The organism is Halorubrum vacuolatum (assembly GCF_900188065.1).
GTDB lineage: Archaea > Halobacteriota > Halobacteria > Halobacteriales > Haloferacaceae > Halorubrum > Halorubrum vacuolatum.
This window is the reverse complement of record NZ_FZNQ01000018.1, coordinates 25,133-50,886: the sequence shown is the minus strand read 5'-3', so window position 1 is coordinate 50,886 and position 25,754 is coordinate 25,133. Positions and strand designations below refer to the sequence as shown.

The 25,754-nt window shown below is 66.4% G+C and carries 26 protein-coding genes and 1 pseudogene; 8 read left to right on the top strand and 19 right to left on the bottom strand.

Annotation, left to right across the window (positions count from 1 at the left end):
* Positions 1 to 73 precede the first annotated feature (73 nt).
* Positions 74 to 613, bottom strand: a pseudogene (locus CHB65_RS13615) (histidine kinase N-terminal 7TM domain-containing protein); the annotation flags it as partial.
* Positions 614 to 745: 132 nt separating this feature from the next.
* Positions 746 to 1,339: a DUF7474 family protein gene (locus CHB65_RS13610; RefSeq protein WP_089385606.1), complete on the bottom strand. Its 594-nt coding sequence runs from the start codon at positions 1,337 to 1,339 to the stop codon at positions 746 to 748.
* 161 nt (positions 1,340 to 1,500) lie between these two features.
* Here CHB65_RS13610 and mdh point away from each other — a divergent pair, with 161 nt between their 5' ends.
* Entirely contained in the window at positions 1,501 to 2,415 is a 915-nt protein-coding gene (mdh, locus tag CHB65_RS13605; protein ID WP_089385603.1) for a malate dehydrogenase, read from the top strand.
* A gap of 306 nt (positions 2,416 to 2,721) precedes the next feature.
* A complete protein-coding gene (locus CHB65_RS13600; RefSeq protein ID WP_089385602.1) occupies positions 2,722 to 3,249 on the top strand; it encodes an NADPH-dependent FMN reductase in 528 nt (175 codons plus the stop codon).
* Between the two features lie 57 nt (positions 3,250 to 3,306).
* Here CHB65_RS13600 and argF read toward each other — a convergent pair whose 3' ends face one another.
* The 11 genes from argF to CHB65_RS13545 all read right to left on the bottom strand — a co-directional run bounded on the left by argF (position 3,307) and on the right by CHB65_RS13545 (position 14,028).
* Complete coding sequence (gene argF / locus CHB65_RS13595) at positions 3,307 to 4,206, bottom strand: ornithine carbamoyltransferase (protein WP_089385601.1); 900 nt, start codon at positions 4,204 to 4,206, stop codon at positions 3,307 to 3,309.
* Positions 4,207 to 4,212: 6 nt separating this feature from the next.
* On the bottom strand, positions 4,213 to 5,436 hold the full coding sequence (locus CHB65_RS13590; protein WP_089385600.1) for a [LysW]-lysine hydrolase: 1,224 nt from the start codon (positions 5,434 to 5,436) through the stop codon (positions 4,213 to 4,215).
* Positions 5,433 to 6,560 (bottom strand): aspartate aminotransferase family protein, encoded by a 1,128-nt coding sequence (locus tag CHB65_RS13585; protein WP_089385599.1) that lies wholly within the window; start codon positions 6,558 to 6,560, stop codon positions 5,433 to 5,435. Before CHB65_RS13585 ends, CHB65_RS13590 begins: the two co-directional genes overlap by 4 nt.
* Positions 6,557 to 7,501 (bottom strand): acetylglutamate/acetylaminoadipate kinase, encoded by a 945-nt coding sequence (locus tag CHB65_RS13580; protein ID WP_089385598.1) that lies wholly within the window; start codon positions 7,499 to 7,501, stop codon positions 6,557 to 6,559. The genes CHB65_RS13585 and CHB65_RS13580 overlap by 4 nt, the downstream gene beginning before the upstream one ends.
* Positions 7,498 to 8,577: an N-acetyl-gamma-glutamyl-phosphate reductase gene (gene argC / locus CHB65_RS13575; RefSeq protein ID WP_089385597.1), complete on the bottom strand. Its 1,080-nt coding sequence runs from the start codon at positions 8,575 to 8,577 to the stop codon at positions 7,498 to 7,500. Before argC ends, CHB65_RS13580 begins: the two co-directional genes overlap by 4 nt.
* Positions 8,574 to 9,458: a lysine biosynthesis protein LysX gene (gene lysX / locus CHB65_RS13570; protein ID WP_089385596.1), complete on the bottom strand. Its 885-nt coding sequence runs from the start codon at positions 9,456 to 9,458 to the stop codon at positions 8,574 to 8,576. Before lysX ends, argC begins: the two co-directional genes overlap by 4 nt.
* A gap of 55 nt (positions 9,459 to 9,513) precedes the next feature.
* On the bottom strand, positions 9,514 to 9,702 hold the full coding sequence (gene lysW, locus CHB65_RS13565) for a lysine biosynthesis protein LysW (protein ID WP_089385595.1): 189 nt from the start codon (positions 9,700 to 9,702) through the stop codon (positions 9,514 to 9,516).
* Positions 9,703 to 9,858: 156 nt separating this feature from the next.
* The gene (gene argH / locus CHB65_RS13560; protein ID WP_089385594.1) at positions 9,859 to 11,331 is read right to left on the bottom strand and encodes an argininosuccinate lyase; all 1,473 of its coding nucleotides are present in this window, start codon (positions 11,329 to 11,331) and stop codon (positions 9,859 to 9,861) included.
* A 4-nt stretch (positions 11,332 to 11,335) separates the two neighbouring features.
* Positions 11,336 to 12,571, bottom strand: coding sequence for an argininosuccinate synthase (locus CHB65_RS13555; protein WP_089385593.1), 1,236 nt, complete (start codon positions 12,569 to 12,571; stop codon positions 11,336 to 11,338).
* 335 nt (positions 12,572 to 12,906) lie between these two features.
* Complete coding sequence (locus CHB65_RS13550) at positions 12,907 to 13,206, bottom strand: DUF424 domain-containing protein (protein WP_089385592.1); 300 nt, start codon at positions 13,204 to 13,206, stop codon at positions 12,907 to 12,909.
* A 3-nt stretch (positions 13,207 to 13,209) separates the two neighbouring features.
* The gene (locus tag CHB65_RS13545; RefSeq protein WP_089385591.1) at positions 13,210 to 14,028 is read right to left on the bottom strand and encodes a tetratricopeptide repeat protein; all 819 of its coding nucleotides are present in this window, start codon (positions 14,026 to 14,028) and stop codon (positions 13,210 to 13,212) included.
* A 62-nt stretch (positions 14,029 to 14,090) separates the two neighbouring features.
* Between CHB65_RS13545 and CHB65_RS13540 the strand changes: the two genes are divergently transcribed.
* Entirely contained in the window at positions 14,091 to 14,387 is a 297-nt protein-coding gene (locus CHB65_RS13540) for a hypothetical protein (RefSeq protein WP_089385590.1), read from the top strand.
* A gap of 61 nt (positions 14,388 to 14,448) precedes the next feature.
* Here CHB65_RS13540 and CHB65_RS13535 read toward each other — a convergent pair whose 3' ends face one another.
* On the bottom strand, positions 14,449 to 15,306 hold the full coding sequence (locus CHB65_RS13535; RefSeq protein WP_089385589.1) for a 3-hydroxyacyl-CoA dehydrogenase family protein: 858 nt from the start codon (positions 15,304 to 15,306) through the stop codon (positions 14,449 to 14,451).
* Between the two features lie 147 nt (positions 15,307 to 15,453).
* On the opposite strand from CHB65_RS13535, the gene CHB65_RS13530 reads away from it, so the two are divergent.
* The 3 genes from CHB65_RS13530 (at position 15,454) to CHB65_RS13520 (ending at position 18,062) form a co-directional block, all read left to right on the top strand.
* On the top strand, positions 15,454 to 16,164 hold the full coding sequence (locus CHB65_RS13530; protein ID WP_089385588.1) for a DUF7409 domain-containing protein: 711 nt from the start codon (positions 15,454 to 15,456) through the stop codon (positions 16,162 to 16,164).
* A 168-nt stretch (positions 16,165 to 16,332) separates the two neighbouring features.
* Complete coding sequence (locus tag CHB65_RS13525; RefSeq protein WP_089385587.1) at positions 16,333 to 17,136, top strand: class I fructose-bisphosphate aldolase; 804 nt, start codon at positions 16,333 to 16,335, stop codon at positions 17,134 to 17,136.
* The gene (locus tag CHB65_RS13520) at positions 17,136 to 18,062 is read left to right on the top strand and encodes a class 1 fructose-bisphosphatase (protein WP_089385586.1); all 927 of its coding nucleotides are present in this window, start codon (positions 17,136 to 17,138) and stop codon (positions 18,060 to 18,062) included. Before CHB65_RS13525 ends, CHB65_RS13520 begins: the two co-directional genes overlap by 1 nt.
* 27 nt (positions 18,063 to 18,089) lie before the next feature.
* Here CHB65_RS13520 and CHB65_RS13515 read toward each other — a convergent pair whose 3' ends face one another.
* From CHB65_RS13515 to CHB65_RS13500, 4 genes are all read right to left on the bottom strand, one after another.
* Complete coding sequence (locus CHB65_RS13515) at positions 18,090 to 18,560, bottom strand: DUF4870 domain-containing protein (RefSeq protein WP_218818951.1); 471 nt, start codon at positions 18,558 to 18,560, stop codon at positions 18,090 to 18,092.
* Positions 18,561 to 18,650: 90 nt separating this feature from the next.
* Positions 18,651 to 19,436 carry an ABC transporter permease subunit gene (locus CHB65_RS13510; RefSeq protein ID WP_089385585.1) on the bottom strand — a complete coding sequence of 262 codons (786 nt, stop codon included), beginning with the start codon at positions 19,434 to 19,436 and terminating at the stop codon, positions 18,651 to 18,653.
* On the bottom strand, positions 19,429 to 20,343 hold the full coding sequence (locus CHB65_RS13505) for an ABC transporter ATP-binding protein (RefSeq protein WP_089385584.1): 915 nt from the start codon (positions 20,341 to 20,343) through the stop codon (positions 19,429 to 19,431). The genes CHB65_RS13510 and CHB65_RS13505 overlap by 8 nt, the downstream gene beginning before the upstream one ends.
* Before the next feature lie 9 nt (positions 20,344 to 20,352).
* Complete coding sequence (locus tag CHB65_RS13500) at positions 20,353 to 21,942, bottom strand: COG1361 S-layer family protein (RefSeq protein WP_089385583.1); 1,590 nt, start codon at positions 21,940 to 21,942, stop codon at positions 20,353 to 20,355.
* Positions 21,943 to 22,244: 302 nt separating this feature from the next.
* Between CHB65_RS13500 and CHB65_RS13495 the strand changes: the two genes are divergently transcribed.
* Positions 22,245 to 24,083, top strand: coding sequence for an acyl-CoA carboxylase subunit beta (locus tag CHB65_RS13495; protein ID WP_089385582.1), 1,839 nt, complete (start codon positions 22,245 to 22,247; stop codon positions 24,081 to 24,083).
* Between the two features lie 375 nt (positions 24,084 to 24,458).
* On the opposite strand, the gene CHB65_RS13490 is transcribed toward CHB65_RS13495, so the two are convergent.
* Positions 24,459 to 24,989 (bottom strand): DedA family protein, encoded by a 531-nt coding sequence (locus tag CHB65_RS13490; RefSeq protein WP_089385581.1) that lies wholly within the window; start codon positions 24,987 to 24,989, stop codon positions 24,459 to 24,461.
* A 143-nt stretch (positions 24,990 to 25,132) separates the two neighbouring features.
* Between CHB65_RS13490 and CHB65_RS13485 the strand changes: the two genes are divergently transcribed.
* Positions 25,133 to 25,657, top strand: a complete 525-nt coding sequence (locus CHB65_RS13485; RefSeq protein ID WP_089385580.1) for a redoxin domain-containing protein — start codon at positions 25,133 to 25,135, stop codon at positions 25,655 to 25,657.
* Positions 25,658 to 25,754 lie beyond the last annotated feature (97 nt).

Genomic DNA, 25,754 nt, shown 5'->3' with positions numbered 1-25,754 from the left:
ATATCCTGCCGTGCTATCGACCGGTGGTTTGCGTATGTTTTTGTCGGATTCATCCCCGCCGTGAACGGCGAGGCTTTCTCCTTGACTCTCCGTAACTGAGCAACGTATCGACGAGCAGAAACACCGCGCTGGCGACTAACACGCTCCCCACGGCGACGACCACATACGCCCACGGACCGAATGCGTACGAGACGGTGGCAACCCCGAAGATGGGATCGTGGGTAAATCCGGTCCAGAAGGCCCCATGTGCCGGATTCGTCACGAGCAATGCTGTCGAGAGCAGGCCGAAGCCGACGCTCCCAACGAAGAGCCGGCTTCGGATCACCTCCCCTCGACCGGTGTACTCCAGGGCGAAGCCGAGGAACGCGATCCCCGTCCAGATGATGCCGAGCCACGTCGCGCCTTCGAGTACCTTTCGGAGAAGCGGATCGGTTACGAGCAGTCCGGTGCCATACGCGAAACACCAGAGCGCCTGCGCAGCGAAGACGAGTAGGAACCAATCAACGCCCGGCTTGCCGCGGTACTGCCGAATCGTCCATGCGAGCCATACCGCACCCACCCCGCCCGCAAGCGATCCGAGCACGGGCCACGGCGGGACGGGGACCGGAAGCATACGTGGCTGATAATGATGCTTGGCGTTCTAAACCTGTCGTGCAGTCGTCGCTGCTTCCGCCGGGACTCTCGCCGTCTCCGCCCGGGACCCTCGCCGCCGTCAAAACTCCTCGTCACTGTCGCGCGGGATCCGTCACCGATGCCGCTCGATAACCCGCTTTGCGGCCTGTCCCTTCTCCTTCCAGCCGTATCCCTGCTCGTAGACGTGTCGTTTTCGCTCGACGAGTTCCTCCGGGCTCGACTCCTCGAACCCGCCGCGATCCCACGCGCCGGAGTCCCGGAGCCACTCGATCACGTTCTCTTTCGTCTCGGGCCAGGAGAGCCCGACCATCTCGTACCACGCGATCATCGCGAAGACGGCGTTGTCGTGACAGCCGGGAACGGAGCCATGTGTGTAGACGGTTCGCATCGGCTCGCGTGTCGGCTCGGAGATGAGCTCTTTGAACTCCGCCGCGGTCAACAGCCGGAGGACGTCGTCCTCGCGCGCGATCCGCTGTTCACGCTCTAACGCACCGAGAGCTGCCTTATGAATCCCGCCCCACTCGCCATGTACCGCCGACCTGAGCGCCGATTCCGTGAGGCCGTCGGACCGGCGCGTGAGAACCGCAAGCAGATCCGTGTACGCGTTCTCGATGGTCGGCCAGCTCACCCCCTCGAATTCACAATCCGCATCGTGGAGGCTGTTTGTCGTCCGGCAATCGGGACACGGATAGCGGAACGTCGGCACGGTTTTCGGTCGGCGGCGGCCGCAGTTATGCGTTTCGCGACGTGCGGCGATCGTTTCGACGATACAGGTTCGACGAACGACGGACCCACACACCGACGAACGGACATGACACTCCGCGTTTCGAAACGTTTACTCGGCGGCCGGCCGGGTGTTCACGTTGTATGACGAAAGTTAGCGTCGTCGGCGCCGCGGGCACCGTCGGTGCCGCGGCCGGCTACAACCTCGCACTGCGTGACGTCGTGGACGAACTCGTCTTCGTCGACATTCCCGACCAGCGGGAGACGACGATCGGCCAAGCGGCCGACACGAACCACGGGGTCGCGTACGACTCGAACACGACCGTCAGGCAGGGCGAGTACGCCGACACCGCCGGCTCCGATGTCGTCGTGATCACGGCGGGAATCCCCCGCCAGGAGGGACAGACGCGGATCGATCTCGCCGGCGACAACGCGCCGATCATGGAGGATATCGGCTCCCAACTGGCCGAGTATAACGACGATTTCATCACCGTCACCACCTCGAACCCGGTTGACCTGCTCAACCGACACCTCTACGAGGCGGGCGATCGCGACCGGTATCAGGTCGTCGGCTTCGGCGGCCGCCTCGACTCCGCGCGCTTCCGCTACGTCCTCTCCGAGCGCTTCGACGCCCCCGTCCGAAACGTTGAGGCGACGATCCTCGGTGAACACGGCGACGCACAGGCGCCGGTCTTCTCGAAAGTTCGCGTGAACGGTCGTGACCCCACGTTCGATGCGGACGAAAAAGCGGAGATCCTCGACGACCTCACGGAGTCCGCGATGGACGTTATCAGCCGAAAGGGGGCCACCCAGTGGGGGCCCGCCACGGGCGTCGCCCACACCGTCGAGGCGATCGTAAACGACACCGGCGAGGTGCTTCCCTGCTCCGTCGTGCTCGACGGCGAGTACGGCTACGACGATACCGCCATCGGCGTCCCCGCCAAACTCGGCTCCAACGGCGTCGAAGAAGTGATCGAGTGGGACCTCGACGACTACGAAGCCGACCTGCTCGATGCGGCGGCCGAGAAGCTCTCCGAACAGTACGAGAAGATCGCCTAGTGCGGGAAGATCGCCTAGTACGAAAAGATCGCGACTGACGGACGCGTTGGCCTGCTTTTAATTCACGTTCCCTCCCCACCGACGACGCCGTCGTACACGACGTTCAAGCGTCTTCTCCCTGCCGATCTCTTATATACGATACCGAGGCCAAACCACCCATGCGTTGACGACGGCTCCACGTCGGTCACGGCGGATGTGCGGCACGCCGGCGTGGAAAACGGGATGTGCCGCCTGTTCGCCACTCAACCGATAGATATCGCCAGGCAATCTCAGATCGTTTTTCCACGCACGTCACGGAGACCGGCCATGGTTCGAATCGTCGCGATCTCCGGCAGTCGCCGAGACACCAGTACGACACGGACAGCGCTCCACGTCGCGCTCGCGGCCGCCGAGGACGCCGGCGCCGACACCGAGTTGATCGACCTCGGGACCGTCGACCTCCCGCTCTATCATCCCGATGTGGACGAACAGGGCGACAGCGAGCGCCTGAAACGGATCGTTCGCGAGGCCGATGGCGTGCTCGCCGGGTCGCCGGTGTACCGTGGCTCCTTCTCGTCGACGTTCAAGAACTTCCACGACTTCTGTGGCTCGGACGAGTACGAGTACACCGCCGTCGGCCTCCTCGTGACCGCCGGCGGGGGGTCCTACGGGGCGGCGCTCGAACACCTTCGGTCCACCTTCCGGAACGTTCACGCGTGGGTCGTCCCACACGAGGTCGGCATTCGTGGTGCCTCCAGTGTCGTGAGCGACGGCGACATCACCGACGAGGACCTCAGGCGACGAACGGAGACGCTCGGGCGCGTCGTCGTCGAACACGCGGAGCGACTGCCCTGACGGTCACGTCTGTCGCACTCGACGATCTGTGGCCACGACCCGTCAAAAAAACGTCGCCTACGTGTCCCCGAGCAACTCGACGAGCAGCGCGTTCTGTGCGTGCATCCGGTTTTCGGCCTGATCCCAGACGAGCACGCGGTCCGACTCCATCACGTCGTCGGTGATCTCCTCGCCACGATGGGCGGGCAGACAGTGCATCACCTTCGCGTCCGTCCCGGAGAGCAACTCGCGATTCACCTGAAAGCCCTCGAAGGCCGAGAGTTTCTCAGCGCGCTGATCCTCCTGTCCCATCGAGACCCAGACGTCGGTGTAGATGATGTCCGCGCCCTCGATGGCGGCTTCCGGATCGGTCGTCGGCTCGATCTCCACCCCGAAGGCGGCCGCACGCTCGAACACGCTCGGGTCCATCCCGTACTCCGCGGGCGTGGCGACCGAAACGTCGATCCCGGCCATCGCCGCACCGACGACGAACGATTGGCCGACGTTGTTCCCGTCGCCGATCCACGCGACGTGTGCGTCCTCGCCGACCGTCTCACGGATGGTGAGCAGGTCGGCGAGGGTCTGACAGGGATGTGCGTCGTCGGTGAGTCCATTTATTACCGGACAGTCAGCGTACTCGGCGAGCGTCTCCGCGTCGGCGTGATCGAACAGCCGTGCCATCACCACGTCGACGTAGCGGCCCAACACCCGGCCGGTGTCCCTGAGCGGCTCGCCGTGTCCGAGTTGGATGTCGTCGGGGCCGAGAAACATCGCGTGGCCGCCGAGGCGGGTCATTCCCGTCTCGAAGGAGACCCGTGTCCGCGTCGACGGCTTCTCGAAGATCATCCCGAGCGTCGCGTCCGTCAATCGTGGGTCGTCCGTGCCGGCTTTCATCGCGGCGGCACGCGAGAGCAACGCATCGAGTTCCGCGGGCGTTACGTCGTCGATATCGAGGAAGTCGTCGGTTTCGAGTGCCATTATCTCTCAGTCCTCCAGCCGCGTCATGCAGACATCGGTCAGCACCGCGATCGCGTGGTCGAGATCCGACAGCGGGAGCCGTTCATCGGGCGCGTGATCCAGTTCGGAGTTTCCGGGTCCGTAGGTGACCATCGGGCAGTCCCACGCCGCTGCAAAGAGGTTCATGTCGCTCGTCCCGGTCTTCCGGAGCAAGCGGACGTCGCCGCCCTCACGACGGATCGCGACGCGGAATGCGCGCGCGAGGTCCGTACGCGGACTCTCCATCACGGGCGGCATCGGGTCGCCCCAGTGGACCGACCCCGTCGTGAGTTCCGCTTCGGCGAGTTCGTGGATCTCGTCGACGGGTCGGGAGGGCGGGACGCGAAGTTGGACCTCCATCGTCGTCTCCACCGCGAGGCCATCGTCGCTCAACCCGCCGTCGATCGAGATGGGCTTCGTCGTCACCTGATCGAAGACCGCCGTGTCCGGATCGGCCGGCGTGAACGTCTCTTCAACCCCGTGCCACCAGTCGATCGCGTGCTGGATCGCGTTCGGCTCGGGGCGGGAGGAGTGGCCTGATTCGCTCGTGTTCACGTACGTTCCTTCGAGCAGGCCACGATATCCGAGGGTGATCCCCGTCCAGCCTGACGGCTCGCCGTTTATAACGGCCTTCGGTGCGTCGCGGTCGGCGATCAGATGCCGCGCTCCGCCCGAGTCCACTTCCTCTCGGACGACGCCCGCGAACGAGGTTCCGGTCTTCACCGCGGCGACCGCCAACGCGGCCAGCGGCCCGGTCGCGTCGACGGAGCCACGGCCCCACAGGACGGGTTCGCCGGGCTCGCCGACCCTAACCCCAGTCGTCCCCTCGATCTCACCCTCCGGGGGTGCTGGACGAACCTCAACCGGGATGTCACCGGGAACGGTGTCGATGTGCGAGGTGAGCAGGACGGCGTCGTTCGCGGGCGCGCGAACGTTGCCGGCGTCGTCGATCCACGCCTCCCGACCGTTCACCTCGAAGAAGTCGACCAGCCGCTCGGCCGCGGCCGTCTCCTCACCGGAGGGTGAGGGGATCGAGACGAGGTCGTACAGGAGCTTCCGCCCCGCCGTGTCACAGGCTTTGGGATAGCCGCCGCCGGCGAGGACGTCCGTCACGCCGCGGCCGACCGAATCTTCCACATTGTCGGCGGCTTCGTCGCCGGTCGTGCCGTCGACATCATCCGACTGACTGGTTCCCTCGGGTGCGGCGGTCATCCGATCACCTCCTCGATCGCATCGAGGACCTCGTCGGCGTGCTCGTGGGTGACCGTGAGCGGCGGCAACAGCCGCAGGACTGTCCGACCGGCCGGCAGCGCGAGGATTCCGTGAGTAAGCGCGAGGTCGCGCAACAGCCGATTCGATCCGCGCTTCACCTCGATGCCGATCATCAAGCCGGATCCGCGAACCTCACGGATGTCGTCGCCGAGCCGACGCTCCGCTTCCTCGCGGAGGTACGCGCCGACTTTGGCGGCGTTCGTAGCGAGGCCCTCGCGTTCGATCACGTCGAGGGTCGCGCCCGCCGCCGCCGAGACGACGGGGCCGCCGGAGAACGTCGATCCATGGTCGCCGGCGCTCTCCGCGATCCAGCCGCGACAGAGCGTCGCCCCGATCGGGAGGCCGCTCCCGAGTCCCTTCGCGGTCGTGAGGATGTCCGGGACCACGTTGTGGGTCTCCGCCGCCCACATCGACCCGGTCCGTCCGAGCCCGGTCTGGATCTCATCGAGGATCATCGCCGCGCCGTTCGTCGCGGTCGCGACGCGGACCGTCTGGAGGTACTCGGTCGGAACCGGGTTGATCCCCCCTTCCCCCTGCAACGGTTCGAGGATCACGGCGGCGGTCTCCTCGTCAATGGCCTCGCGCATCGCCTCGGCGTCGCCGTAGGGGACGAACTCCACACCGCCGGCGAGTGGCTCGAAGTCCTTTTTATACTTCCGTTTCCAGGTAGTCGCCAGCGCGCCCATCGTCCGGCCGTGGAAGCCCTGCGTCGTGGCGATGATCTTCTCACGGCCCGTCGCGGACCGCGCGAACTTCAACGCCGCCTCGTTCGCCTCCGTGCCGGAGTTACAGAGCCAGACGTGATCGATGTCGACCGGGCCGGTTTCGGCCAGCTGCTCATAGAGTGCCGTGCGTGCGGCGTGTGGATAGGAGGCCTGTACGTAGATCAGCTCCTCCAGCTGGCTCGTCGCCGCGTCGACGACCTCCGGATGACAGTGGCCGACCGGCGTGCACGCGTAGCTCGCGCCGAAATCGAGGTAGTCGTTCCCGTTCGTATCGGTCAGATAGACGCCGTCGCCGCTGACGATCTCGATCGGCTTCTCGGAGAAGACGAAGCCGCTCATCCGTCCACCTCCGCCTTCGCTTCGGCATTCTCGTCCGCTCCATTTTCTCCGTCCGCTCCACTCGCTCCGTCCTCCACCACGGCAGCACGCTCGATGGTCGTTCCCGTGCCGTCGAGCGCGGAGACGATCGGGTTCTCCACGTTGGCGTCGGCGACGATAACGCGGGGTGCGCCCTCCGTTAGCGCCTCCCGTGCGGCCATCACCTTCTTGCCCATGAAGCCTTCCGCGGCCGATTTCACTGATTCAAACCCCGCTGGCGTCGCCGCGGAATCGATCACCGTCTCCGGATCGTCGGGGTCGGCATAGACCCCGGCGACGTCGGTCAACAACACGAGTTCGGCGTCGAGCGCGCCGGCAACCGCCGCCGCCGCCCGGTCCGCGTCCGTATTGACTGGCGTGATCGTGTCATCGGACTCCTCGCCCGCCATCGGCGGCGAGCAGACCGGCGTGTAGCCGTCGGCCAACAATCCGTCGAGGAGGTCGGCGTTCACCGATTCGATCCGCCCGGAGTGTTCCCCACGGCGGATCTTCTTTTTGCCGTTCTCGACGACGCGAACGGCCGACTTCCGCGGGCCCGAGAGCAGGCCGCCGTCGACGCCGCTCAGCCCGACCGCGTCGACGCCCGCCGACCGGAACAGCGCGGTCAACTCGGTGTTGAGTTTGCCGGCCATCGCCATCGTGAACGCCTCCATCGTCTCGGCGTCGGTAAAGCGGCCGGTGACGCCGGAGGCCGATTCGACGTACTCCGGCTCCATCCCGAGCCGCGTGATCGTCTCGTCGACGACGGTCGAGCCGCCGTGAACGACCACGACGTGCCGCCCGTCGGCGACGAGGTCGGCGACGTCGCCGATCGCGCCGGCCGGATCGACCGCCTTCGCGCCGCCGATTTTCACGACGACGGGTGGGGAATCCGCGTCGCTGCCGCCGTTCGCTCCGCTCATGGCGACCCCACCGGGTGAAGCCCGCCGAATTCAAGGCCGGCCGTCTCGGGCAACCCGAGCGCGAGGTTGGTCGCGTGAACGGCCTGCCCGGCCGATCCCTTCATCATGTTGTCGATGGCCGAGAAGACGACGATCCGGCGGTTGCCGGGGTCGAGTTCGAAGCCGACCTCGCCGTAGTTCGTGCCGGCAACTGCCTTCGGCTCGGGGTAGCGATAGACGCCACCGCCGCCGGAGACGATCCGCATGAACGGTTCCTCGGCGTAGGCTCCACGGTATGCGCCCCAGAGGTCCCGTTTCGAGACGGGTTCCTCGGGGAAGACGTGACAGGTCGCGCTCGCGCCACGGACCATGTCGACCGCGTGGACGGTGAAGGAGACGGAGAGCCCGAGGTAGGCTTCGATCTCCGCTTCGTGCCTGTGGCCGGTCGGCGCGTAGGGTCGGACGACGCCCGAGCGCTCCGGGTGTGAGGAGGCCGCACCGCCGCCGGCCCCACCTTCGGAGGAGCCGACCTTCACGTCGACGACGACCTCGCCCGTTTCGGGGCCGAGGACGCCCTCGTCGACGAGGGGTTTCAACCCGAGGATCGTCGCGGTCGCGTTACAGCCGCCGCCGGCGATCAGCTCGGCCCCCGGAAGGTTCTCGCCGTTGAGCTCCGGGAGCGCGTATTCGGCGCGGTCGAGGTATTCCGGCGAGACGTGGCCGTCGTACCATTCGTCGTATCCCGCCGCGTCCGGGAGCCGGAAGTCAGCAGAGAGGTCGACGACCGTGTCCGCGGCCTCGAAAAACTCATCTATCGCCTCCATCGAGACGCCGTGTGGCGTCGCCGCAAAGAGCACGTCGACGGATTCGAGGTCGTCGGGGTCGGAAAAGCGCAGGTCCAGATCGCGCAGGTTCGGGTGTGTCCGACCGACCGTTTTGTTCACGTTCGAGCGGGAGGTCGCCTGCACGACCTCGAAGTTCGGGTGGCCGGCGAGCAACCGAAGCAGCTCGCCGCCGGTAAAGCCGGTTCCACCCACGACGCTCGCCGTGTAGGTGTCGTCGCTCGTCCCTCCGTCCGCTTTCGCGTTGTCGCTCATGCGTTCGTCGCCTCCGTCGTGTGTTCTTCAGCGACCGCCTCCAGCCAGTCGACGACCGCGGCCGGCACGTCCGTCGCCACCGAATCGTTCAGCGCCTTAAATTCGACGGTGTGGTTCACCTCGTGGATCGTGTAGCTGCCCGAGTCCGCGCCACCGATCTCCATGAGGTCGATCCCGAGAAGGCCGCCGCCGACCGCCTCGGAGGCGCGCTCGACCAGCTCGCGAACGTCATCCGTGATCTCGAACTCCGCGGTCTTCCCGCCCTTCGCGGCGTTCGTCAACCAGTGGTCCGACGTGCGCGTCATCGCGGCGATCGGCTCGCCGTCGACGGCGAGGACGCGGATGTCGCGGCCGGGTTTCTCGACGAACTCCTGGACGTAGAAAATCTTGTGTTGGTAGTGACCGAGCGTCGCTTTGTGTTCGAGGATCGCCTCCGCGGCGTTCCGGGAGTCGATCTTCGCCATCAGCCGGCCCCATGACCCGACGACGGGCTTGAGCACGCATGGGTAGCCGAACGCCTCGATGATCTCGAGGGCGGCGTCCGTCGTGAACGCGACCTCGGTCCTCGGCGTCGGGAGCCCAGCGTCCGCGAGCGCCAGCGAGTTCTTCACCTTGTCGGCACATATCGTGGCCGTCTCCGGGCCGTTCACCACGGGCACGCCGTAGGACGCGAGGAACTCCGTCGCGTAGAGCGAGCGGCTCGTCGCCAGACAGCGGTCGACGACGATGTCGAGGTCCTCGACGGCCGCCGTCGTTCCCTCCAGCCCGAACCGGGCCTTCCGGACGTCGATCTTCTCGACCTCGTGGCCGCGCTCCCGGAGCTCCGCGAGCAGCAGCTTCTCGTCGCGGCGGATCCGCGAGTAGAGGATCCCGACCTTCATCGCTGTGGCTCCAATGCGGGGTTCATTCGCACCACTCCGTGCCCGTCGTCGTCATCTACTCGCCCCAGTCCTCCTCGAGTTCGGGTGCCTCCTCCAACACGACGGGATCGAGCGAGATGACCTCGAGCTCCGCGCCCGTGACGGGGCTGTCGATGATCTCGCCGACCTCGACGTCGGCCGGCAGCTCGATCTCCTCGCCCGTAATGGGGTCCTCCGCGATCAGCGCATCGGTGTCGTTCGTCATTGTACTCGCCACTCGTACCTACATGCGTATAAAAGCATCGAAAATATATTAAAACAGTCATGTACTAAAAATGCCTTTAACGGCCCCATATGCGTCTGAAAGCAAATATTGCGTGTCAGTATGTCTGATTTCGTATCATTGTTTCATCGGCATCCCTCACACACGGTCGGCCACCGCCGATTCACGCAGTTTCCCGGCCGACGCAAGCGCCTCACGGCGGTTCGTGAGTGCCTCCGCGTCCGCCATACGCGTCTCCGTCGCATCCGACAGCGCCGCCTCGACGGCTACCGGCGCTGGTCCGCCGGCGGAGTCCCGCTCCGCGACGCTCGCGGCCGGATCGAGTGCCGCCTCGACGTCGGCGGGATCCACGTACGACGCGAGCGGCTCGTCCAGGACCTCACGTGCGGCCTCGTCGATGATCGCGGCCGCCGCCGCCGGCTCCATCCCGTCCTCGATCGTGGGGGCCGCCGCGGCGACGATCTCGTGTGCCGTTCGGAAGGGCAGCCCCGCCATCGCGAGCAGGTCGGCGACACCCGTCGCCGTCGAAAAGCCCTCGCCGGCAGCCGTCGCGAGCGCCTCGACGTTCCACGTCGCCGTCGCGAGCGCGCCGGCGGCGATCCCCGTCGCCTCCGTCACGTCGTCCGCGATCTCGAACACGCCCGCGTGAGCGCGCTGGAGGTCACGGTTGTACGCCCGGGGAAGCCCTTTTAAGAGGCTCAGCGTCCCCGTCGCCTCCCCGATCGCGTCGCCGGCGACCCCACGGGTCAGCTCCAGCGTGTCGGGGTTCTTCTTCTGGGGCATGATCGAGGAGGTCGAGGCGTAGTCGTCCGACAGATCCAGATACCCCTTGTTCGCGAAGAGGATCAGGTCCTCCGCGAGCCCCGAGAGCGTCGTCGCGAGCGTCGCGAACGCGTTCGCCGTCTCCGCGAGGAAGTCGCGCGCGGAGGAGGCGTCCATCGAGTTGCGGACCGTCCCGTCGAACCCGAGCAGCTCGGCCGTCCGGTCTCGATCGATCTCAAACGGTGTCCCCGCGAACGCGGCCGCCCCGAGCGGCGACCGGTTGATGCGGTCATACGCGTCGAACAGCCGCCCCGTGTCGCGGGCGATCGCTCCCTCGTAGGAGGCGAGGTAATGCCCGACCGTCGTCGGCTGGGCCGGCTGGAGATGGGTGTATCCCGGCATGAGCGTCTCGACGTGCTCGGCGGCGACCGCCGAAAGCGACTCGCGCAGCGCGATCGTCGCCTCGATCGCCGCCAACACGTCCTCGCGGAGCCGGTAGCGGATACAGGCGGCGACCTCGTCGTTGCGCGAGCGGGCCGTGTGCATCCGCCCGCCGTCGGGGCCGACGCGCTCGATCACGGCCGTCTCGATCGCCTCGTGAACGTCCTCGCCGTCGGGTAAGGCGTCGTGTCCCGCTGCCTCCACGTCCGCGAGGGCCGCGAGGATCTCGCCGGCGACGTCCTCCTCGATGATCCCCTGCTCCGCGAGCATCACCACGTGGGCGCGGTCGACCGCGAGGTCGGCCTCGAAGATCGCCGCGTCGGCCGCGAGGCTCGACAGGAACCCGCGGGCCGGACCGCCGCTGAAGCGGTCGCGTCGGATCGCCGTCTCGGGGTCGTCGCCGGTCATCGTCTTAGTCCTGGGCGTCGTCGGCTTCGTTCCCGCTGCCGTCCGTCGCCAACTCGGGCTTCGAGACGCCCGCCTTTACGGAGTTCGCGAGACGCTCCTGCAGGCCGTGGTACTTCGCGACGCCGGTCGCGTCGTCCTGGGCGATGCCGGCGACGTCCGCGGTGTTGAACGAGGCCATCTCCTCGGAGTAGACCGCATACGCGGAGTCGCGGGCGACGACGCGGCAGTTGCCGCCGGCGACGCTCACGGTCGCCGTCCCCGTCACGACGTCCTGCGTCTCGTCGATGAACGCGTCCAGCGCGTCGACGAGGGGCGCGAAGACGAGCCCTTGATAGGCCTTCTCGGCCCACTCCTGTTCGATCCCCTTCTTAAACGAGCGCTCGTTCTTCGTGAGCACGAGGTCTTCCAAGGCGCCGTGGGCGGTGAGCAGGACCGTCGCGGCCGGGTGTTCGTAGTTTTCGCGAACCTTCAGCCCGAGCATGCGGTCCTCCATCACGTCCGTGCGGCCGACGCCGTACTCGCCCGCGTACTCGTTGAGATGCTGAATGAGCGGGACGGGGTCCATCTCCTCGCCGTCGACGGCGACGGGAACGCCCGCCTCGAAGGTGATCTCGATGGTCGTCTCGCCGGACGGCTCGGCGGTCCATTTATAAATGTCCTCCGGGGGGACGTAGTTCGGGTTCTCGAGTTTCCCGCCCTCGACCGCGCGTGACCAGATGTTCTCGTCGATCGACCAGACGCCGCCGTCGCCCGTCTCGACGGGCAGGTCCTTCTCCGCGGCGTACTCGATCTCCCACTCGCGGGTGAGTCCGAGTTCGCGGACGGGCGCGATCACTTCGAGGTCGGAGCCGCGCCAGACCGTCTCGAAGCGGAGCTGGTCGTTGCCCTTCCCCGTACAGCCGTGCGCGACCGCGTCACAGTTCTCCTCCTTTGCGACCCCGAGGATCGCCTCGGCGATCACCGGGCGGGCGAGCGCGGTTCCGAGCGGATAGCCCTGATACGTCGCGTTCGCCTTCACCGCGTCGAAACAGAGGTCCGCGAACTCCGCTTTGGCGTCGACGACGTGGAGTTCGAGCCCCAGCGCCTCCGCGGTCTCCTCGGCCTCGTCGAACTCCTCGGTCGGCTGGCCGACGTCGACGTTGACGCCGATGACCTCGTCGTAGCCGTACTCCTCTTTCAAGATCGGCACGCAGACGGTCGTATCAAGTCCCCCGCTGAACGCGAGTGCTGCTTTCGCCATTATCGGAGTAAAACAGGGTCACGGTATTAAATTCAGCGGTTTCGTATTTGTAATAAAATCGCGGGGCGGGCGCTCTCCGCCCGGGGGTCCGGACGGCGTGATGACTCTGCGGGACGAAACGGCGCGAACGCGACGAGGGATGTGTTAGTGGCCCGAAAGGGGCCGTCGTCGCGCCGCGCCGGAATCCCGTCGCGGTCGGACGACTCGTCGCGCTCGAACGACTCGTCGCTCTCGGAAAAGGGCGGCGACGCGACGAGTCCACGCGCTCATTACCTCATACGAGTCCGCACGTCGTATAAAAGCGTTACGTGACGTCGGTGATCGAGGATCCCAACCTAGAGCCAGAGCAACTGTGCATGTCGCGTCTCGCCGAATTCAAGGACCGTCTCCTCATCGACGAGCCCGGCGTCGACGGCGACACCGACCGCCTCCTCGCCGACGATATTCGCCACCTGTGCGCGCTGCAATCCGGCGACGACCTCCTCGGGGGTCGCCTCGACGGCGTCCTCACCCGCATAAAACGACTCGGAGACGGTGATGCTCGCCCGGCCGTTCTCGAACGTCTCGCCGAGACAGTCGGGGTCACAGACGGAGACGAGAAGCCCCTCCTTCGTCTCGCGCTCGCGAAGCAACATGAGTTAAAAGCCCTCGGGGCCCTCCCCCTGCAGCTCGCGCTCCGGCGGGGCGGCGGCTCCCGATCCGCTCGCACCTCCTGCATGCTCGTTCACCAGTGCCGCCTCCTGCTCGCGGCGCTCCTGTTCGGCGCGTTCCGCGACCGCCTCGGCCTGCTCGTGTTCGCCCATCTCCTCCAATGCGCGCGCTTTCTCCTCCAACACCTCGGCGTTCCGGAACCCGAGTCGAAGCGCGTTGTCGAAGCAGCTGACGGCGTCCTCCGCGAGCCCCCGCTCGATCAGGAAGAAGCCGCGGTTGTACCACGCCTGTGCGAACCGGGGGTCGATCTCGACGGCGCGCTCGGCGTGTTCGAGCGCCTGCTCGTGTCGCCCGAACTCCCAGAGGGCGTACGCCAGGTTGGTCTCCGCGGTCGCGGCGTGTTCGGAGTCGTCGTCGATCCGGAGCGCCTCCTCGTAGGCGCCGATCGCCTCGTCGTACTCGCCCAACTCGGCGTGGGCGACCCCCTTGTTCGTCCACGCCTCCTGTGCGTCGAGTGAGTCCTCCTCGGCGAATCGGGCGGCCCGCTCGAACGTCTCGGTCGCCTCCTCGAACCGGTTTATCCCCATGTATTCTAAGCCGACCTCCAGCAGTTGATCGACGTCGACGGCGTCCGATCCGACGTTTCGCTCGTCCAGGAGATCGGTGAGGACCCGCGAGTCGACCGGATCGACCGTCGTCGGGTCGACCGATAGCTCCGGCGGATCCAGCGTGAACTCGTCGTAGCCGGCGTCGACCCCCTGCCCGGCGGAGAACTCGTGTCGACGTTCCTCCCGCTCATCAGTCATATACCCCGGGTTGGCGGTCACGGTGGGTAAGGGTTACGTCGGCGCGGCGACTCGGGGACGACGTGCAAGCGCTCGCGTTAACGTTCGTCTTCGCCGCCATCGTCGCCTACGGCGTCGTGAGCGTCGCCGCCCCGCGGCGGGCGATCCGGCTCGACGGAACGATGTCCCGCGGGAACGCTACCACAAAGCCGGACGACCCGGAGGAACCCGATGCCACCGCGATCCGCAATCGCCAGTACGGCGGCGGTGCGGCGGTGATCGTCGGCACCCTCGCGGCCTCCATGGTTACGGGTGTGCTCGGCGTCGTCATCTGTGTGATCGTCGCGACGCTGGCGCGGGCGTGGGTGGAGACGCTGTGAACACGGCCTCGTCGTACGCGTAATTGAACACGGCCTCGTCACCCTCGTAATTGAATACAGCCTAGTCGTACTCGTAAAATCCCCGTCCGGTCTTTTTGCCCAGATCACCCGCCTCCACCTTTCGTTTCAGGAGGTAGGCGGGCGTGTATCGGTCGCCGAGTTCCGCGTGCAGCGTCTCGCTGGCGTGGAGCACCACGTCGAGCCCGATGTGATCGGCGAGTTCGAGCGGCCCCATCGGGACGTTGGTGCCGAGTTTCATCCCGCGGTCGATGTCGGCTTTCGTCGCGACGCCCTCGTCGTAGGCGCGAACGCCCTCGTTGATCCACGGCATGAGGATCCGGTTGGTGACGAAGCCGGGCTTATCGTCGGACTCCCACGTCTCCTTGCCGAGATCCGCCGCGAACGCGTGTGCGAGCGCGACGACCGCCTCGTGGGTCCGTTCGCCGACGACGATCTCGACCCCCTTCATCACCGGGACGGGGTTCATAAAGTGGATCCCGACCACGTCGCTCGCGCGGTCGGTCGCGGCGGCGATGGTCGTGATCGAGAGCGTCGAGGTGTTGCTCGCGAGGACGACGCCGTCGGCGACGATCGCGTCCAACTCGGCGAACACCTCACGTTTCACGTCGAGGTCCTCGACGATGGCCTCGATCACCAGGTCGGCGTCCGCGAGGTCGGACAACTCGGTCGTCCCGCGTACCCGCTCGCGAACCGTCTCCGGGTCCTCCGCCAGCCGGTCGCTCCCGGCGAGCCGATCGAGGCTGTCCTCGACGGCCGCGAGGCCGCGGTCGACGTACGCCTGCTCGATGTCGCGGATGACGACCTCGTAGCCGGCGGCGGCCGCGGCCGTGGCGATCCCGTTCCCCATCGTCCCCGCGCCGACGACACCGACGACGTCGATCTCCGAAAGCTCGCGCATGCGAACCGCTGGCGAGGGCGAGCGCGTAAACCTTGCGGAAGGGACGCTTTCGCTGCCGTCGCGTGACGGCGCGATCGACACTCACGGTCGAGAACCGGCGGGGGAACGTTCTTGTATCCGCTCCGTGTTTCGTTCAGGTGAGAAGCGATGGCAGACGCCGACGCGGACGAGTCCCCCGAGGACTCCGTCGCTGGGTCCGACGAGCCCGCAGCGATCAGCCTGCGTTGGGTCGGCGAGGCGACGGCCGAAACCCTCTCGGCCTCGTCGTTGTCGGCGGCCGATATCCGAAGCAAACGGGTCTCCTACCGACAGCTCGTCGATGCGGGGGTGAACCCCGGCGTCGCCGCGAAGATCCGCCGTGAGCACTCGCTCTCGTGGTCCTTCGAGGCGGGCGAGGGGCTCGACCGGCGCTCGACGCAGGTCCGCGGTCTGGGCCGAGCCGAGGCGGCGTGGGTCGCCGCGAGCGCCGGCGACTGGGAGACGGCGACGGAGCGACCTGGAGACTCCCCGAAGGACTCCGTCCCTGCGAAACGGGACGATGCGACGACCGACGATTCGGTCACCTCGGGGAGCGGCTCTGCCGCGGCGACGGCCGACGGGAGCGGCGATCCGCTCGCCGCGGAGGCCGCGTGGCGGGAGCGATCGAAACCGACCCCGATCTCGACGCTTCCGGCGGTTGCGGACGACACCGGTGAGGAGACCGGTGACGCGGGGGCCGAAGCCCTGCTCGCGGAGGCCGGTATCATCTCCGTCAAGAGTCTCGCCACCGCGGATTACGAGCACGTCGCCGACGTACTCGGTCTCGATCGCGAACGCGTCGAACGCTGGCATGCGGCGGCTCGGGATGCCTACGAGTGATCCGGCCCACCCCCGATTCAATCGCGGATGATTAACTACTGCCGTAGTACTCGATTGGTGGGAGACGGCCCAACGGTGGCGCTCGCCCGTGCTTCCGGCCCGTCAGCCGACGAGCCATCCCTCCGCTGACCACAGCCCTTTTTATCGATGTAACTGGTTATACACACGATGCTCCCACACGCCGCCGACTCCATTGCGCGGGACGGAAAGATCCTCATCCTGGCGTATGATCACGGCTTGGAACACGGGCCGGTCGATTTCGAACCGAACCCGGAGACCGCCGACCCGGAGGCCATCTTCGAGCTCGGGACCCACGACGCGGTGACGGCGGTCGCCGTCCAGAAGGGGATCGCGGAGGCGTACTACCCGGACTACGCCGACGACGTGAACCTCCTTTTGAAGATGAACGGCACGTCGAACCTCTGGATGGGCGAGCCGGACTCGCCGATCAACTGCACGCCCGAGTACGCGAAGGATCTCGGCGCGTCCGCCGTCGGATTTACCCTCTACGGCGGATCGAACCACGAGGTCGAGATGGCCGAGGAGTTCCGCGAGGTGCAGGAGGGCGCTCGCGAGCACGACATGGGGGTCGTCATGTGGTCGTATCCGCGTGGACAGGGCGTGAAAAACGACACCGCGGCCGACACGATCGCCTACGCGACGCGGCTCGGCCTGGAGCTCGGCGCGGACGTCACGAAGGTGAAGTATCCGGGGTCGATGAAGGCGATGGCACACGCCGTCGAGATGGCGGCGCGCTCGAAGGTCGTCATGTCCGGCGGGTCGAAGACGGACGATGCCGCGTTCCTGGAGATGGTCGAGGCCGCCATGGACGCCGGCGCCGACGGGCTCGCGGTCGGCCGCAACGTCTTCCAGCGTGAAAACCCGACGGAGATCCTCGATGCCCTGGAGGCGGTCGTCTTCGAGGGCGCCACGGCCGACGAGGCGCTCGCGCTTGCGGAGGCCGCGAACTGATGGCTCCCACCGCACGCGACGACGCCGTTTCCCCCGGCTCCGATCCCGTCGTCGAGGCGATCTTCGATGCGATCGCGGCGACGGCGCCGACGATCCGTGCCGAGTTGCCCCACCGTCGCGTCGAGAGCGACGCGGCGGAAAATCCCTCCGGCGAGACGGTGATGGCGGGCGACCTCTACGCCGACGAGCTGCTCGCGGAGGCGCTCTCGGCCGTCGAGGGCGTCGGATCCTACGTCAGCGAGGAGCGACAGGAGGCGCTCGACGCCGGCGAGGACGTCTCCGAGGACGCCTACGCGGTCGCCGTCGACCCCCTCGACGGCTCCTCGAACCTTCGATCGAACAACGTGATGGGGACCGTCGTCGGGATCTATGACGCGCCGCTTCCCGCCTCGGGGCAGCACCTCGTCGCGGCCGGCTACGTCCTCTTCGGCCCGATCACGACGGCGGTGATCGCGGACGGGGATGGGGTTCGTGAGGAGGTCGTCGAGCCCGATCCGGACGCCGAACACGGCGTCACCCGGTCGGTCGTCGTTCCCGACCTCGAACTGCCAGCGGAGCCGACCGTCTACGGGTTCGGCGGACGGGTCCCCGACTGGACCGATCCCTTCAGAGAGTACGTCCGTGAGATCGAGGACGAGCTCAAACTCCGGTACGGCGGGTCGATGGTCGGCGACGTCAATCAGGTGCTCACCTACGGCGGGATCTTCGCGTATCCCGCGCTGCGTGATGCCCCGGACGGCAAGCTTCGGCTCCTCTTCGAGGCGAACCCCATCGCGTACGTGATCGAACAGGCGGGCGGTGCCGCCTCCGACGGAGCCTCGCGGATCCTCGAGATCGACGCGGAGGGACTTCACGACCGCGTCCCGCTATACGTCGGGAACACGGAACTCGTCGACCGGCTTGAGACGTCGCTCGCGGACGACTGAGGGCCGTCGGTTGGTCGCTATCGCCGTTCAATTCATCATGTTGTTCTCGACAACGCCTCCGACGACGGGCAGCGCGTACTCCTCGCCGACGTACGCCTTGTACATGAGTAGCAACCAGAGAACCAGCCCGATCGGCGCGAGCAGCAGGCTGACGAGCCCTAATACGATCCCGACCACCCAGCCGATAACTGGGACCGCGGCGAGTACGGCCCCCACGACCGTAAACACGATCGAGAGCGCAAACAATCCGCCGAACACCACGATGCTCTGGGCCGCGTGGAAGCGAACGAACCGATCTTCCGTCTCGATGATGTAGAACAGGATCCCCGTGATCGGTCCGAGGAGATACGTGAGCGCACCCGCGACGTTCGACGCCAATCCCGTATCGCTCTCGGTCGTTGTCTCTCCCGCAACGTCGGCTTCGTCTCCATCCATCCCGTTCCCCTCGATCGTGTCCCCGTCTCTCGACTCCCCGGAAGCCGTGCTCTCGGATGACATTGTCTCTCATGCTCTCGTTCCGCTTAAACGCCAATATACCAGTAGGTGAGTTTGAAGATACGGCATAGGTTACCCGACGGTAATCGTGTTTCAGATGTCCCGTCGATGAAAGAGGATCTGGCTGAGAAGCAGGAGGCCGACGAACGAGACGAGCAGGATCCCGCTGTCGATCAGGTCGTAGGTCCCGTCGATAAGCAGCGGCGTCGGCTCGTAGTAGTGTGTCGGGCTGAAATACTGGATCCAGTCGTACTCGTCCGCCCCGCCGACGACCGATTCCACGAGATACAACACGAACACGACGCCGACGGCCGCCCGCTCCGCGATCGCCGCCCGATCGGCGACGACCGAACAAACCAGTCCGATCCCCACACAGACCAACAGGTACGGGAGCGACAGGAGGTGAACCAACAGGAGATGGAGGGGATCGATCGACTCCCCGACGAACGAGGCAAAGAGGTAGATGACGGTCCCGACGACGACGTTCACGACGACCAACGGCACGAACAGGGAGAGACACTTCTCGGCGATGAGCCGTGATCGGGAGATCGGAAACGAGAGCAGGAGGTCCATCCGTTCGCTTTCGATGTCGTTGGCGATCGTTCCCCCCGCGACGTAGGCGAAATACAACCCCAACCCGAGCAGCCACACGAAATTGTAGATCTGTGCGCCGAGAAAGCCCTCGATCGTCGCGAGGTCTTGGACCCCGAACGCCTCGAGGAGTGCGGGCGGGAGATCCTCGAAGACGTCCTCGATCGCGACCCCCTCCAGGACGGTGAAGTACCAGATGATAAACCCCGAATAACAGCTGACCGCGATCGAGAGCACCACCGATCCCCGCACCCGACGGCCGGCCTCGTATCGGGCGGTTTCAAGCATCGGATCCGGTCCCCGATTCGGACGACGTGTCCTCCTGCCCGTAGTAGTGGATAAAAACGTCCTCGAGCGGCGGCTCGCCGATATCGATCTCGCGGACGTCGTGGCGGGCAAGCGTCCGGAGCAGCGCGTTGTACTCGCCGGTATAGATGAACTGCACGCCATCCGGGAACGGTTGCACATCGACCACCCCATCGAGCGTCGAAAGGAGCGCGCCGGTGTCGTCCGTCGTCGTGACCCGCACCCGTTTTCCCCCCTGACGAAGGAGCGTCTCGATGTCTTCGAGTTCGACGAGTTCACCACCCCGAATGATCCCGACACGGTCACAGACGCGTCGCACCTCGCTAAGCACGTGTGAGGAGAGGAACACCGTCATTCCGCGGTCCCGTTCGGCCCTAATAAACCCGTTAAACTCCTCCTGTTTGAGCGGGTCGAGCCCGGACGTCGGCTCGTCCATGATCACCAGGTCGGGATCGTGCATAAACGCCTGAATCAGCCCGAGCATGCGCTTGTTTCCCGTCGAATACTCCCGGATCGGTCGTTCGATGGGCGGAGTAAAGATATCGAGCAGCTCGTCGAGGCGTTCGTCCCCTTTCATCGATGCATGGTATTCGAGCACCGCTTCACCCGTGGCAGTCGGGGGAAATCCGAGGTGCGCCGGGAGGTAGCCGATCCGCCGTTTCGCGTCGATCAACGCCGACTCGTCGTGGATGTCCGCGCCGAGGACGGTCGCCGTTCCCGCAGTCGGCGTGAGCAACCCGAGCAGCATCCGGATCGTCGTCGACTTTCCGGCCCCGTTGGGGCCGAGAAAGCCGAACACCTCCCCCGGTTTTACGCTGAACGTCACGGCGTCGTTCGCCCGCACGTCCCCGTACTCCTTCGTCAGCTCCGTGACCTCGATCGGCGCCATCGTCAGCGCTCACCTCGCATAGAACCACCAGCCGCCGGCGGCGACGAGGATCACCAACACCCCGAAGATAACCAGCTCAACCGGGAGGTCGTCGCGATCGGTCTCCGTGACGACGACCGCGACCGTCGACGATCGAGCGGTGTTCTGCTCGTTCTCGTGATCGAGGTAGTCGACATCCACCGTCACCGGGAACTGACTCCGTGGGGCGTCGCTATCGATCTCGAGGTCGAACGCGACGCGATCGGTCGCTCCGGGCTGGAGCGAGGTGATCACCGTCGTGCGAAACTCGCTCGAGACGGGCTCCTCCGCGGTGAGCCGGAGCCGCACGTCCCGGATGTCGATGTCCCGCTGATTCGTCACCGCCAGTTCGAGGACGCCCTCCTCACCCGCGACGAACTCCGTCTCGGTGGCCGTCACCACGACCGCGTCCCGACGCTCGGCGACCGGAACGTGGATCGCGTCGTCTGCCGTGCGATCGTTGTTGGCAGTCGTTCGGTATCGTGTCGTCAGATCGAACCGCTGTGGAACCGCGTCGGCTTCGGTCGGGACCGTTCCTCGGAACCGGAAGTCGGCCGACTCTCCGGACGCGAGGTCACCGATCGCGTACGTGGCGCTCCGCGGTTCGAACTGGGCCTCACCGAGATCGAGGACCACGTTGTGTACGTCGGCGGGGCCATCGTTTCGAACCGTTCCGTGGAGGGTTCCGGCCTCACCGACCCGGAGCGTTGATTCGTCCACGGAGAGTGCGAACGCCTGTTCGGCCTCCGGGAGCAGTCCGACCGACAGCCCGTCTTGGGTCCCCTGAATGCCGTCGGCATCGGTGAATCGGACCGCACCGTCGAGGGTGAGGTTGCGGATCGATGCGTCGGCCCGGACGGTCACGTCGTAGCTGAGGGTCGCGTTCTCGCCCGCATCGAGCCGGTCGATCCGGGCGGCGTTCCGTCCCGTCTGCCCGAGGGTGACGTCGTCGCTGACCGATTCGAGATCGACCGTGATATCGCGTGCAGGCTCGCCCCCGACGTTTGTCACCGCCGTCACGACCGTTCCGGAGTCGCCGGCTTGGACGTCGCTGTCGACGGTCCGCAGATCAAACCGCGGGCTGTCATCGATCGTCACGTCGATTCGTTCCGTGGTGGTCCGCGTTCGCTCCTGTGTAACGCCGCCACGTGGCGAGTATTGGAAGGTATGTGAATATCGAAGCCGCACGTCGAGCGAGTACTCGCCCGGTTCGGCATCCTCCGGGACGGTGACGGTGATCGGGACCTCACGCATCTCCCCGTCGGGGACGGAGCCGATCGACTGCCGTCGTGTTTCGACGGTAAGCGGGCTCCGGCGCTCCCTCACCTCCACCGTGACGGCTCGGGCCGTCGTTACCCGTTCCCGCTGTGCGACGGCTCCGGCACGAACCTCCCCGTCATTGGCGATTTGTACTGTGAACTCCGTCGTGGTTCCGGGCGTGAGCGTTGCGTCGGGGACGTACACGTCGAGGTCGGGCTCCCCGCGCACGAACTGGACCTCGTCCTGGGCGACGCTCATCCCCGTCGCCGCCGCGATACACAACACCGCGAGACAGACGCCGAGGAGGAGCGTTCGGCTCATCCCTGCCGTGCCGTTCTCATCGGCCGTCCCCGCTCGTCCCCTCCTGACGGCGTGTATGTTCACTTCTCAACCGATTCATGGCCGACGTATCACACATACGTATATATCTTTACTGGCCGATCGACATACCGTACACATTCGACTGCTCGATCGACATATCGTACACATCCGGTGGACTTGGGGCGAAACCCTCGTGACTCCCCGATCCTCGGCACCGGTCGCCCCTCTCGGATCCGTCGCTTCGGGGGCCGTCCCGATCCCGCATGGAAAACTGTTTAGGATCCTCCACGGATCTCCCGGATATGAAGGTCCACGTCGGTCCGGCGGCGACGGCGGAGGAGGCCGAGGCGATCGCCCGGTCGCTCGCCGACCACCTCGGTGTCGCCGTCGCCGTCCACGTCGGTGACGACGACGAACCCGCCGCACGCGCCGATCCACCCGCGGTCGAGTATCCCATCGCGGACGACCTCGGGCCGACCGACCGCGAGCGCGACCTCCGGGCGGAGATCGAGGACATCCGTCGAGGTGGTCCGGCGCGCTACCGCGAGCGCCTTGCCGAACAGGGCAAGCTGTTCGTCCGCGACCGGCTCGAGCTCTGGTTCGGCGGCCCCGACGGCACGCGCGGGGACCCGGCCGGCCGAGATGCTTCGGCCGACAGCGGCGATCCGCCGGGCGGAGATACCGGTCGGGGCCTTCCCGAGAGCGTCCGGTTCGAGGACGGAAAGTTCGCCGCCTTCGACGACTGGCACCCGGATGCACCCGACGGCGACGAATACGAGGAGGGGGACCGCCTTCCGGCCGACGGCCTCCTCACGGGTGCGGCGACCTTCGAGGGTCGTGACGTCCATTTCATGGCCAACGACTTCACGGTGAAGGCGGGCTCGATGGCCGCCCGCGGCGTCGAGAAGTTCCTCCGGATGCAACAGCGCGCGCTGAAGACCGGCCGGCCCGTCCTCTATCTGATGGACTCCTCCGGCGGACGCATCGACCAGCAGAGCGGCTTCTTTGCCAACCGCGAGGGGATCGGGAAGTACTACTACAACCACTCGATGCTCTCGGGGGCGGTCCCGCAGATCTGTGTCCTCTACGGCCCCTGTATCGCCGGCGCGGCCTACACCCCCGTCTTCGCTGATTTCACCGTCATGGTCGAGGGGATGTCCGCGATGGCGATCGCCTCCCCGCGGATGGTCGAAATGGTCACCGGCGAGGAGATCTCGATGGAGGACCTCGGGGGCCCGCAGATCCACGCCGAACACTCCGGTTCCGCCGACCTCGTCGCCCGCGACGAGGAGCACGCCCGCGAACTCGTCGCGACGCTGATCGGCTACCTCCCGGACAAAGCAGGTGAGAAACCGCCCCGTGCGGAGTCCACACCGCCGAAACGTCCGCCGGCTGGGATCGACGAACTGATCCCTGACGCGCCGAACCGCCCGTACGACGTCCACGACCTCCTCGATCGGATCGCCGATGCCGAGTCCGTTCTCGAGTTGAAACCCGACTACGGCCCCGAGATCGTCACCGCATTCTGTCGGATCGACGGGCGCTCGGTCGGGGTCGTCGCCAACCAGCCGACCGAACGTTCGGGAGCCATCTTCCCCGATGCCGCCGAGAAGGCCGCGGAGTTCATCTGGACCTGTGACGCCTACGAGATCCCCCTGTTATACCTCTGTGATACACCGGGGTTCATGGCGGGCTCACAGGTCGAACGGGACGGCATCCTCGAACAGGGCAAAAAGCTGATCTACGCGACCTCCTCGGCGACGGTCCCGAAACAGACCGTCGTCGTCCGCAAGGCGTACGGGGCGGGGATCTACGCGATGGGCGGGCCCGCCTATGACCCCGAATCCACGATCGCGTTACCCTCCGGGGAGATCGGGATCATGGGCCCTGAAGCGGCAATAAACGCCGTGTACGCCCGGAAGCTCGCCGCGATCGACGACCCCGACGAGCGCGCCGAGACCGAGGCGCGGCTCCGCGAGGAGTATCGCCGCGACATCGACGTGCATCGGATGGCGAGCGAGGTCGTCATCGACGAGATCGTGCCCCCCTCGACGCTGCGTGCCGAGCTCGCGGCACGGTTCGAGTTCTATGAGGATGTCAGGAAGGACCTTCCCGAAAAGAAACACGGGACGGTGTTGTGATCGGCGAGCCCTGTTCGGTGGAGCGACGAGCGAGGTGCGAGGATCGAACATCGTCGCCGCACTCGCACCGCCGCACTCGCACCGCACTCGCACCGCACCGTATCCACACCCCACCGCAGCCTCAGGCCTCCCCAGCCTCGCCACGGCTGGCGCTGACGCCAGCCGTGGGCTCCCTCGCGCTCGGTTTCGCGCCCTTCGGGCGCTCACCGGAGCGCGCCGACCGCCATGGATCGTATATAAGTGCTCTCGCCACCCGGTTGGTGGGGTTTATAAGCGACCGATCGGATTCGCGATCGCTTGGCCCGGCTCCATTCGAGGATTTCACCGGCGCTGAACGGCACCGTTTGGCTCCCGTGTATCCCGTGTGACCCTCATCTACGCGAACGCGAGCGCCCCGCCGGCGAGCGTGGTGATCGCCCCGTCGAGGAGCACCGCGAGCGCGACGAGGCCGCCCGCGTACGCCGCCGTCCCGGTCAACGAGGCGACGGCGAACCGCGACGTCGACACCGACGATGTCGCCGTCGGCAGCGCGAGCCACCCGCGAACGCCCGGCAGCGCGTTCGTCATCGCGACGGCCGGCAATCCCCAGCGGTCGAACCAGCGATCGGCCCCATCGATCCGCTCCTCGGTGACGGGGATGAGGTCCACCTCCGTCGGGTCGATCCCATACCGGCGGATGGAGACGAAGAGCAGACACTGACCGATCGTCGCCCCGACGACGGCGGCTGCGACGACGGGAAGGAACGCAAGGGCGTCCGAGCCCACCGCGATCACGACCGCGACGAAGAGGGTTCGCGTCGGGATCAACTTCCCGACGAGCGCCCCCTCAAGGATGAACACGGCCAGCAGGACGACGACGCCGTAGCTCTCGACGAGCGTGAGCAACGTCGCCGCGATCGATTCCATATTCGGGGGTACGTCGTCATCGCTTAAGTGTCTTCTAGCCCGTTTTTCTGGATTGATAGGCTCACCTCCGTCGGCGGGGTCTATCCGGTGACGCCCCGAGCCGGAGCCCGCCCTTTTATCGGTCCCGCCGCGAAGCCACGACCATGATCGAACGCGGCATGACGGCCCCCGATTTCATCGCCCCCGCCGTCTCCGACGGGACGGCGGTCGAGGTGGAACTGTTCCGGCTCGTCGAGCGGCATCGGGCGGTCGTCCTCGCGTTCGCGCCGGCGACGTTCGTACCCGCCCCAACGGCGGAGCTCCTCGCGATTCGCGACGCTGGCTGGGCGGATCACGCGGACGTCGCCGTCGTCGCGGTCACGGGCGACTCCTTGTTTGCCGGTTTCGCGTACGCCGACCGGTATGACCTTCCGTTTCCGATCGTCTCCGATTTCCACGGTGGGGTCGCCGATTCGTACGACCTGCTCGCCGACGAATGGGAGGCACACTCGAAGATTCCCCGCCGGGCAACGGTCGTCCTCGGTTCGGACTGGACCGTTCGGTTCGCGTCCGCGACCGCCGACCCACATGACCGCGCCGACCCGGCCCCGATCACGGCGGCGACGGCGGCGCTCGCCGATCTCGATATCGACGTCGATCGGCCGGTCGTCGACTACGACGCCGTCTAATCCACCGCGTCCGCCGCCATCCCCGCTTCGACCCACGGTAGCGGTAGATTCCGTCCGTGCCTGCCGGCTTTATCAGCGTCCCGGTCGCATGTGGATA

Coding starts and splice junctions, on each gene's coding strand:
- argH (WP_089385594.1), bottom strand. CDS start 11,331: ATGACCGGCGACGACCCCGAGACGGCGATCCGACGCGACCGCTTCAGC.
- CHB65_RS13520 (WP_089385586.1), top strand. CDS start 17,136: ATGGCTCCCACCGCACGCGACGACGCCGTTTCCCCCGGCTCCGATCCC.
- CHB65_RS13530 (WP_089385588.1), top strand. CDS start 15,454: ATGGCAGACGCCGACGCGGACGAGTCCCCCGAGGACTCCGTCGCTGGG.
- mdh (WP_089385603.1), top strand. CDS start 1,501: ATGACGAAAGTTAGCGTCGTCGGCGCCGCGGGCACCGTCGGTGCCGCG.
- CHB65_RS13555 (WP_089385593.1), bottom strand. CDS start 12,571: ATGGCGAAAGCAGCACTCGCGTTCAGCGGGGGACTTGATACGACCGTC.
- CHB65_RS13510 (WP_089385585.1), bottom strand. CDS start 19,436: ATGCTTGAAACCGCCCGATACGAGGCCGGCCGTCGGGTGCGGGGATCG.
- argF (WP_089385601.1), bottom strand. CDS start 4,206: ATGGCACTCGAAACCGACGACTTCCTCGATATCGACGACGTAACGCCC.
- CHB65_RS13535 (WP_089385589.1), bottom strand. CDS start 15,306: ATGCGCGAGCTTTCGGAGATCGACGTCGTCGGTGTCGTCGGCGCGGGG.
- CHB65_RS13585 (WP_089385599.1), bottom strand. CDS start 6,560: ATGAGCGGCTTCGTCTTCTCCGAGAAGCCGATCGAGATCGTCAGCGGC.
- lysW (WP_089385595.1), bottom strand. CDS start 9,702: ATGACGAACGACACCGATGCGCTGATCGCGGAGGACCCCATTACGGGC.
- CHB65_RS13505 (WP_089385584.1), bottom strand. CDS start 20,343: ATGGCGCCGATCGAGGTCACGGAGCTGACGAAGGAGTACGGGGACGTG.
- CHB65_RS13590 (WP_089385600.1), bottom strand. CDS start 5,436: ATGACCGCCGCACCCGAGGGAACCAGTCAGTCGGATGATGTCGACGGC.
- CHB65_RS13495 (WP_089385582.1), top strand. CDS start 22,245: ATGAAGGTCCACGTCGGTCCGGCGGCGACGGCGGAGGAGGCCGAGGCG.
- CHB65_RS13500 (WP_089385583.1), bottom strand. CDS start 21,942: ATGAGCCGAACGCTCCTCCTCGGCGTCTGTCTCGCGGTGTTGTGTATC.
- CHB65_RS13525 (WP_089385587.1), top strand. CDS start 16,333: ATGCTCCCACACGCCGCCGACTCCATTGCGCGGGACGGAAAGATCCTC.
- CHB65_RS13485 (WP_089385580.1), top strand. CDS start 25,133: ATGATCGAACGCGGCATGACGGCCCCCGATTTCATCGCCCCCGCCGTC.
- CHB65_RS13515 (WP_218818951.1), bottom strand. CDS start 18,560: ATGTCATCCGAGAGCACGGCTTCCGGGGAGTCGAGAGACGGGGACACG.
- CHB65_RS13545 (WP_089385591.1), bottom strand. CDS start 14,028: ATGACTGATGAGCGGGAGGAACGTCGACACGAGTTCTCCGCCGGGCAG.
- lysX (WP_089385596.1), bottom strand. CDS start 9,458: ATGAAGGTCGGGATCCTCTACTCGCGGATCCGCCGCGACGAGAAGCTG.
- CHB65_RS13490 (WP_089385581.1), bottom strand. CDS start 24,989: ATGGAATCGATCGCGGCGACGTTGCTCACGCTCGTCGAGAGCTACGGC.
- CHB65_RS13580 (WP_089385598.1), bottom strand. CDS start 7,501: ATGAGCGGAGCGAACGGCGGCAGCGACGCGGATTCCCCACCCGTCGTC.
- CHB65_RS13600 (WP_089385602.1), top strand. CDS start 2,722: ATGGTTCGAATCGTCGCGATCTCCGGCAGTCGCCGAGACACCAGTACG.
- CHB65_RS13550 (WP_089385592.1), bottom strand. CDS start 13,206: ATGTTGCTTCGCGAGCGCGAGACGAAGGAGGGGCTTCTCGTCTCCGTC.
- argC (WP_089385597.1), bottom strand. CDS start 8,577: ATGAGCGACAACGCGAAAGCGGACGGAGGGACGAGCGACGACACCTAC.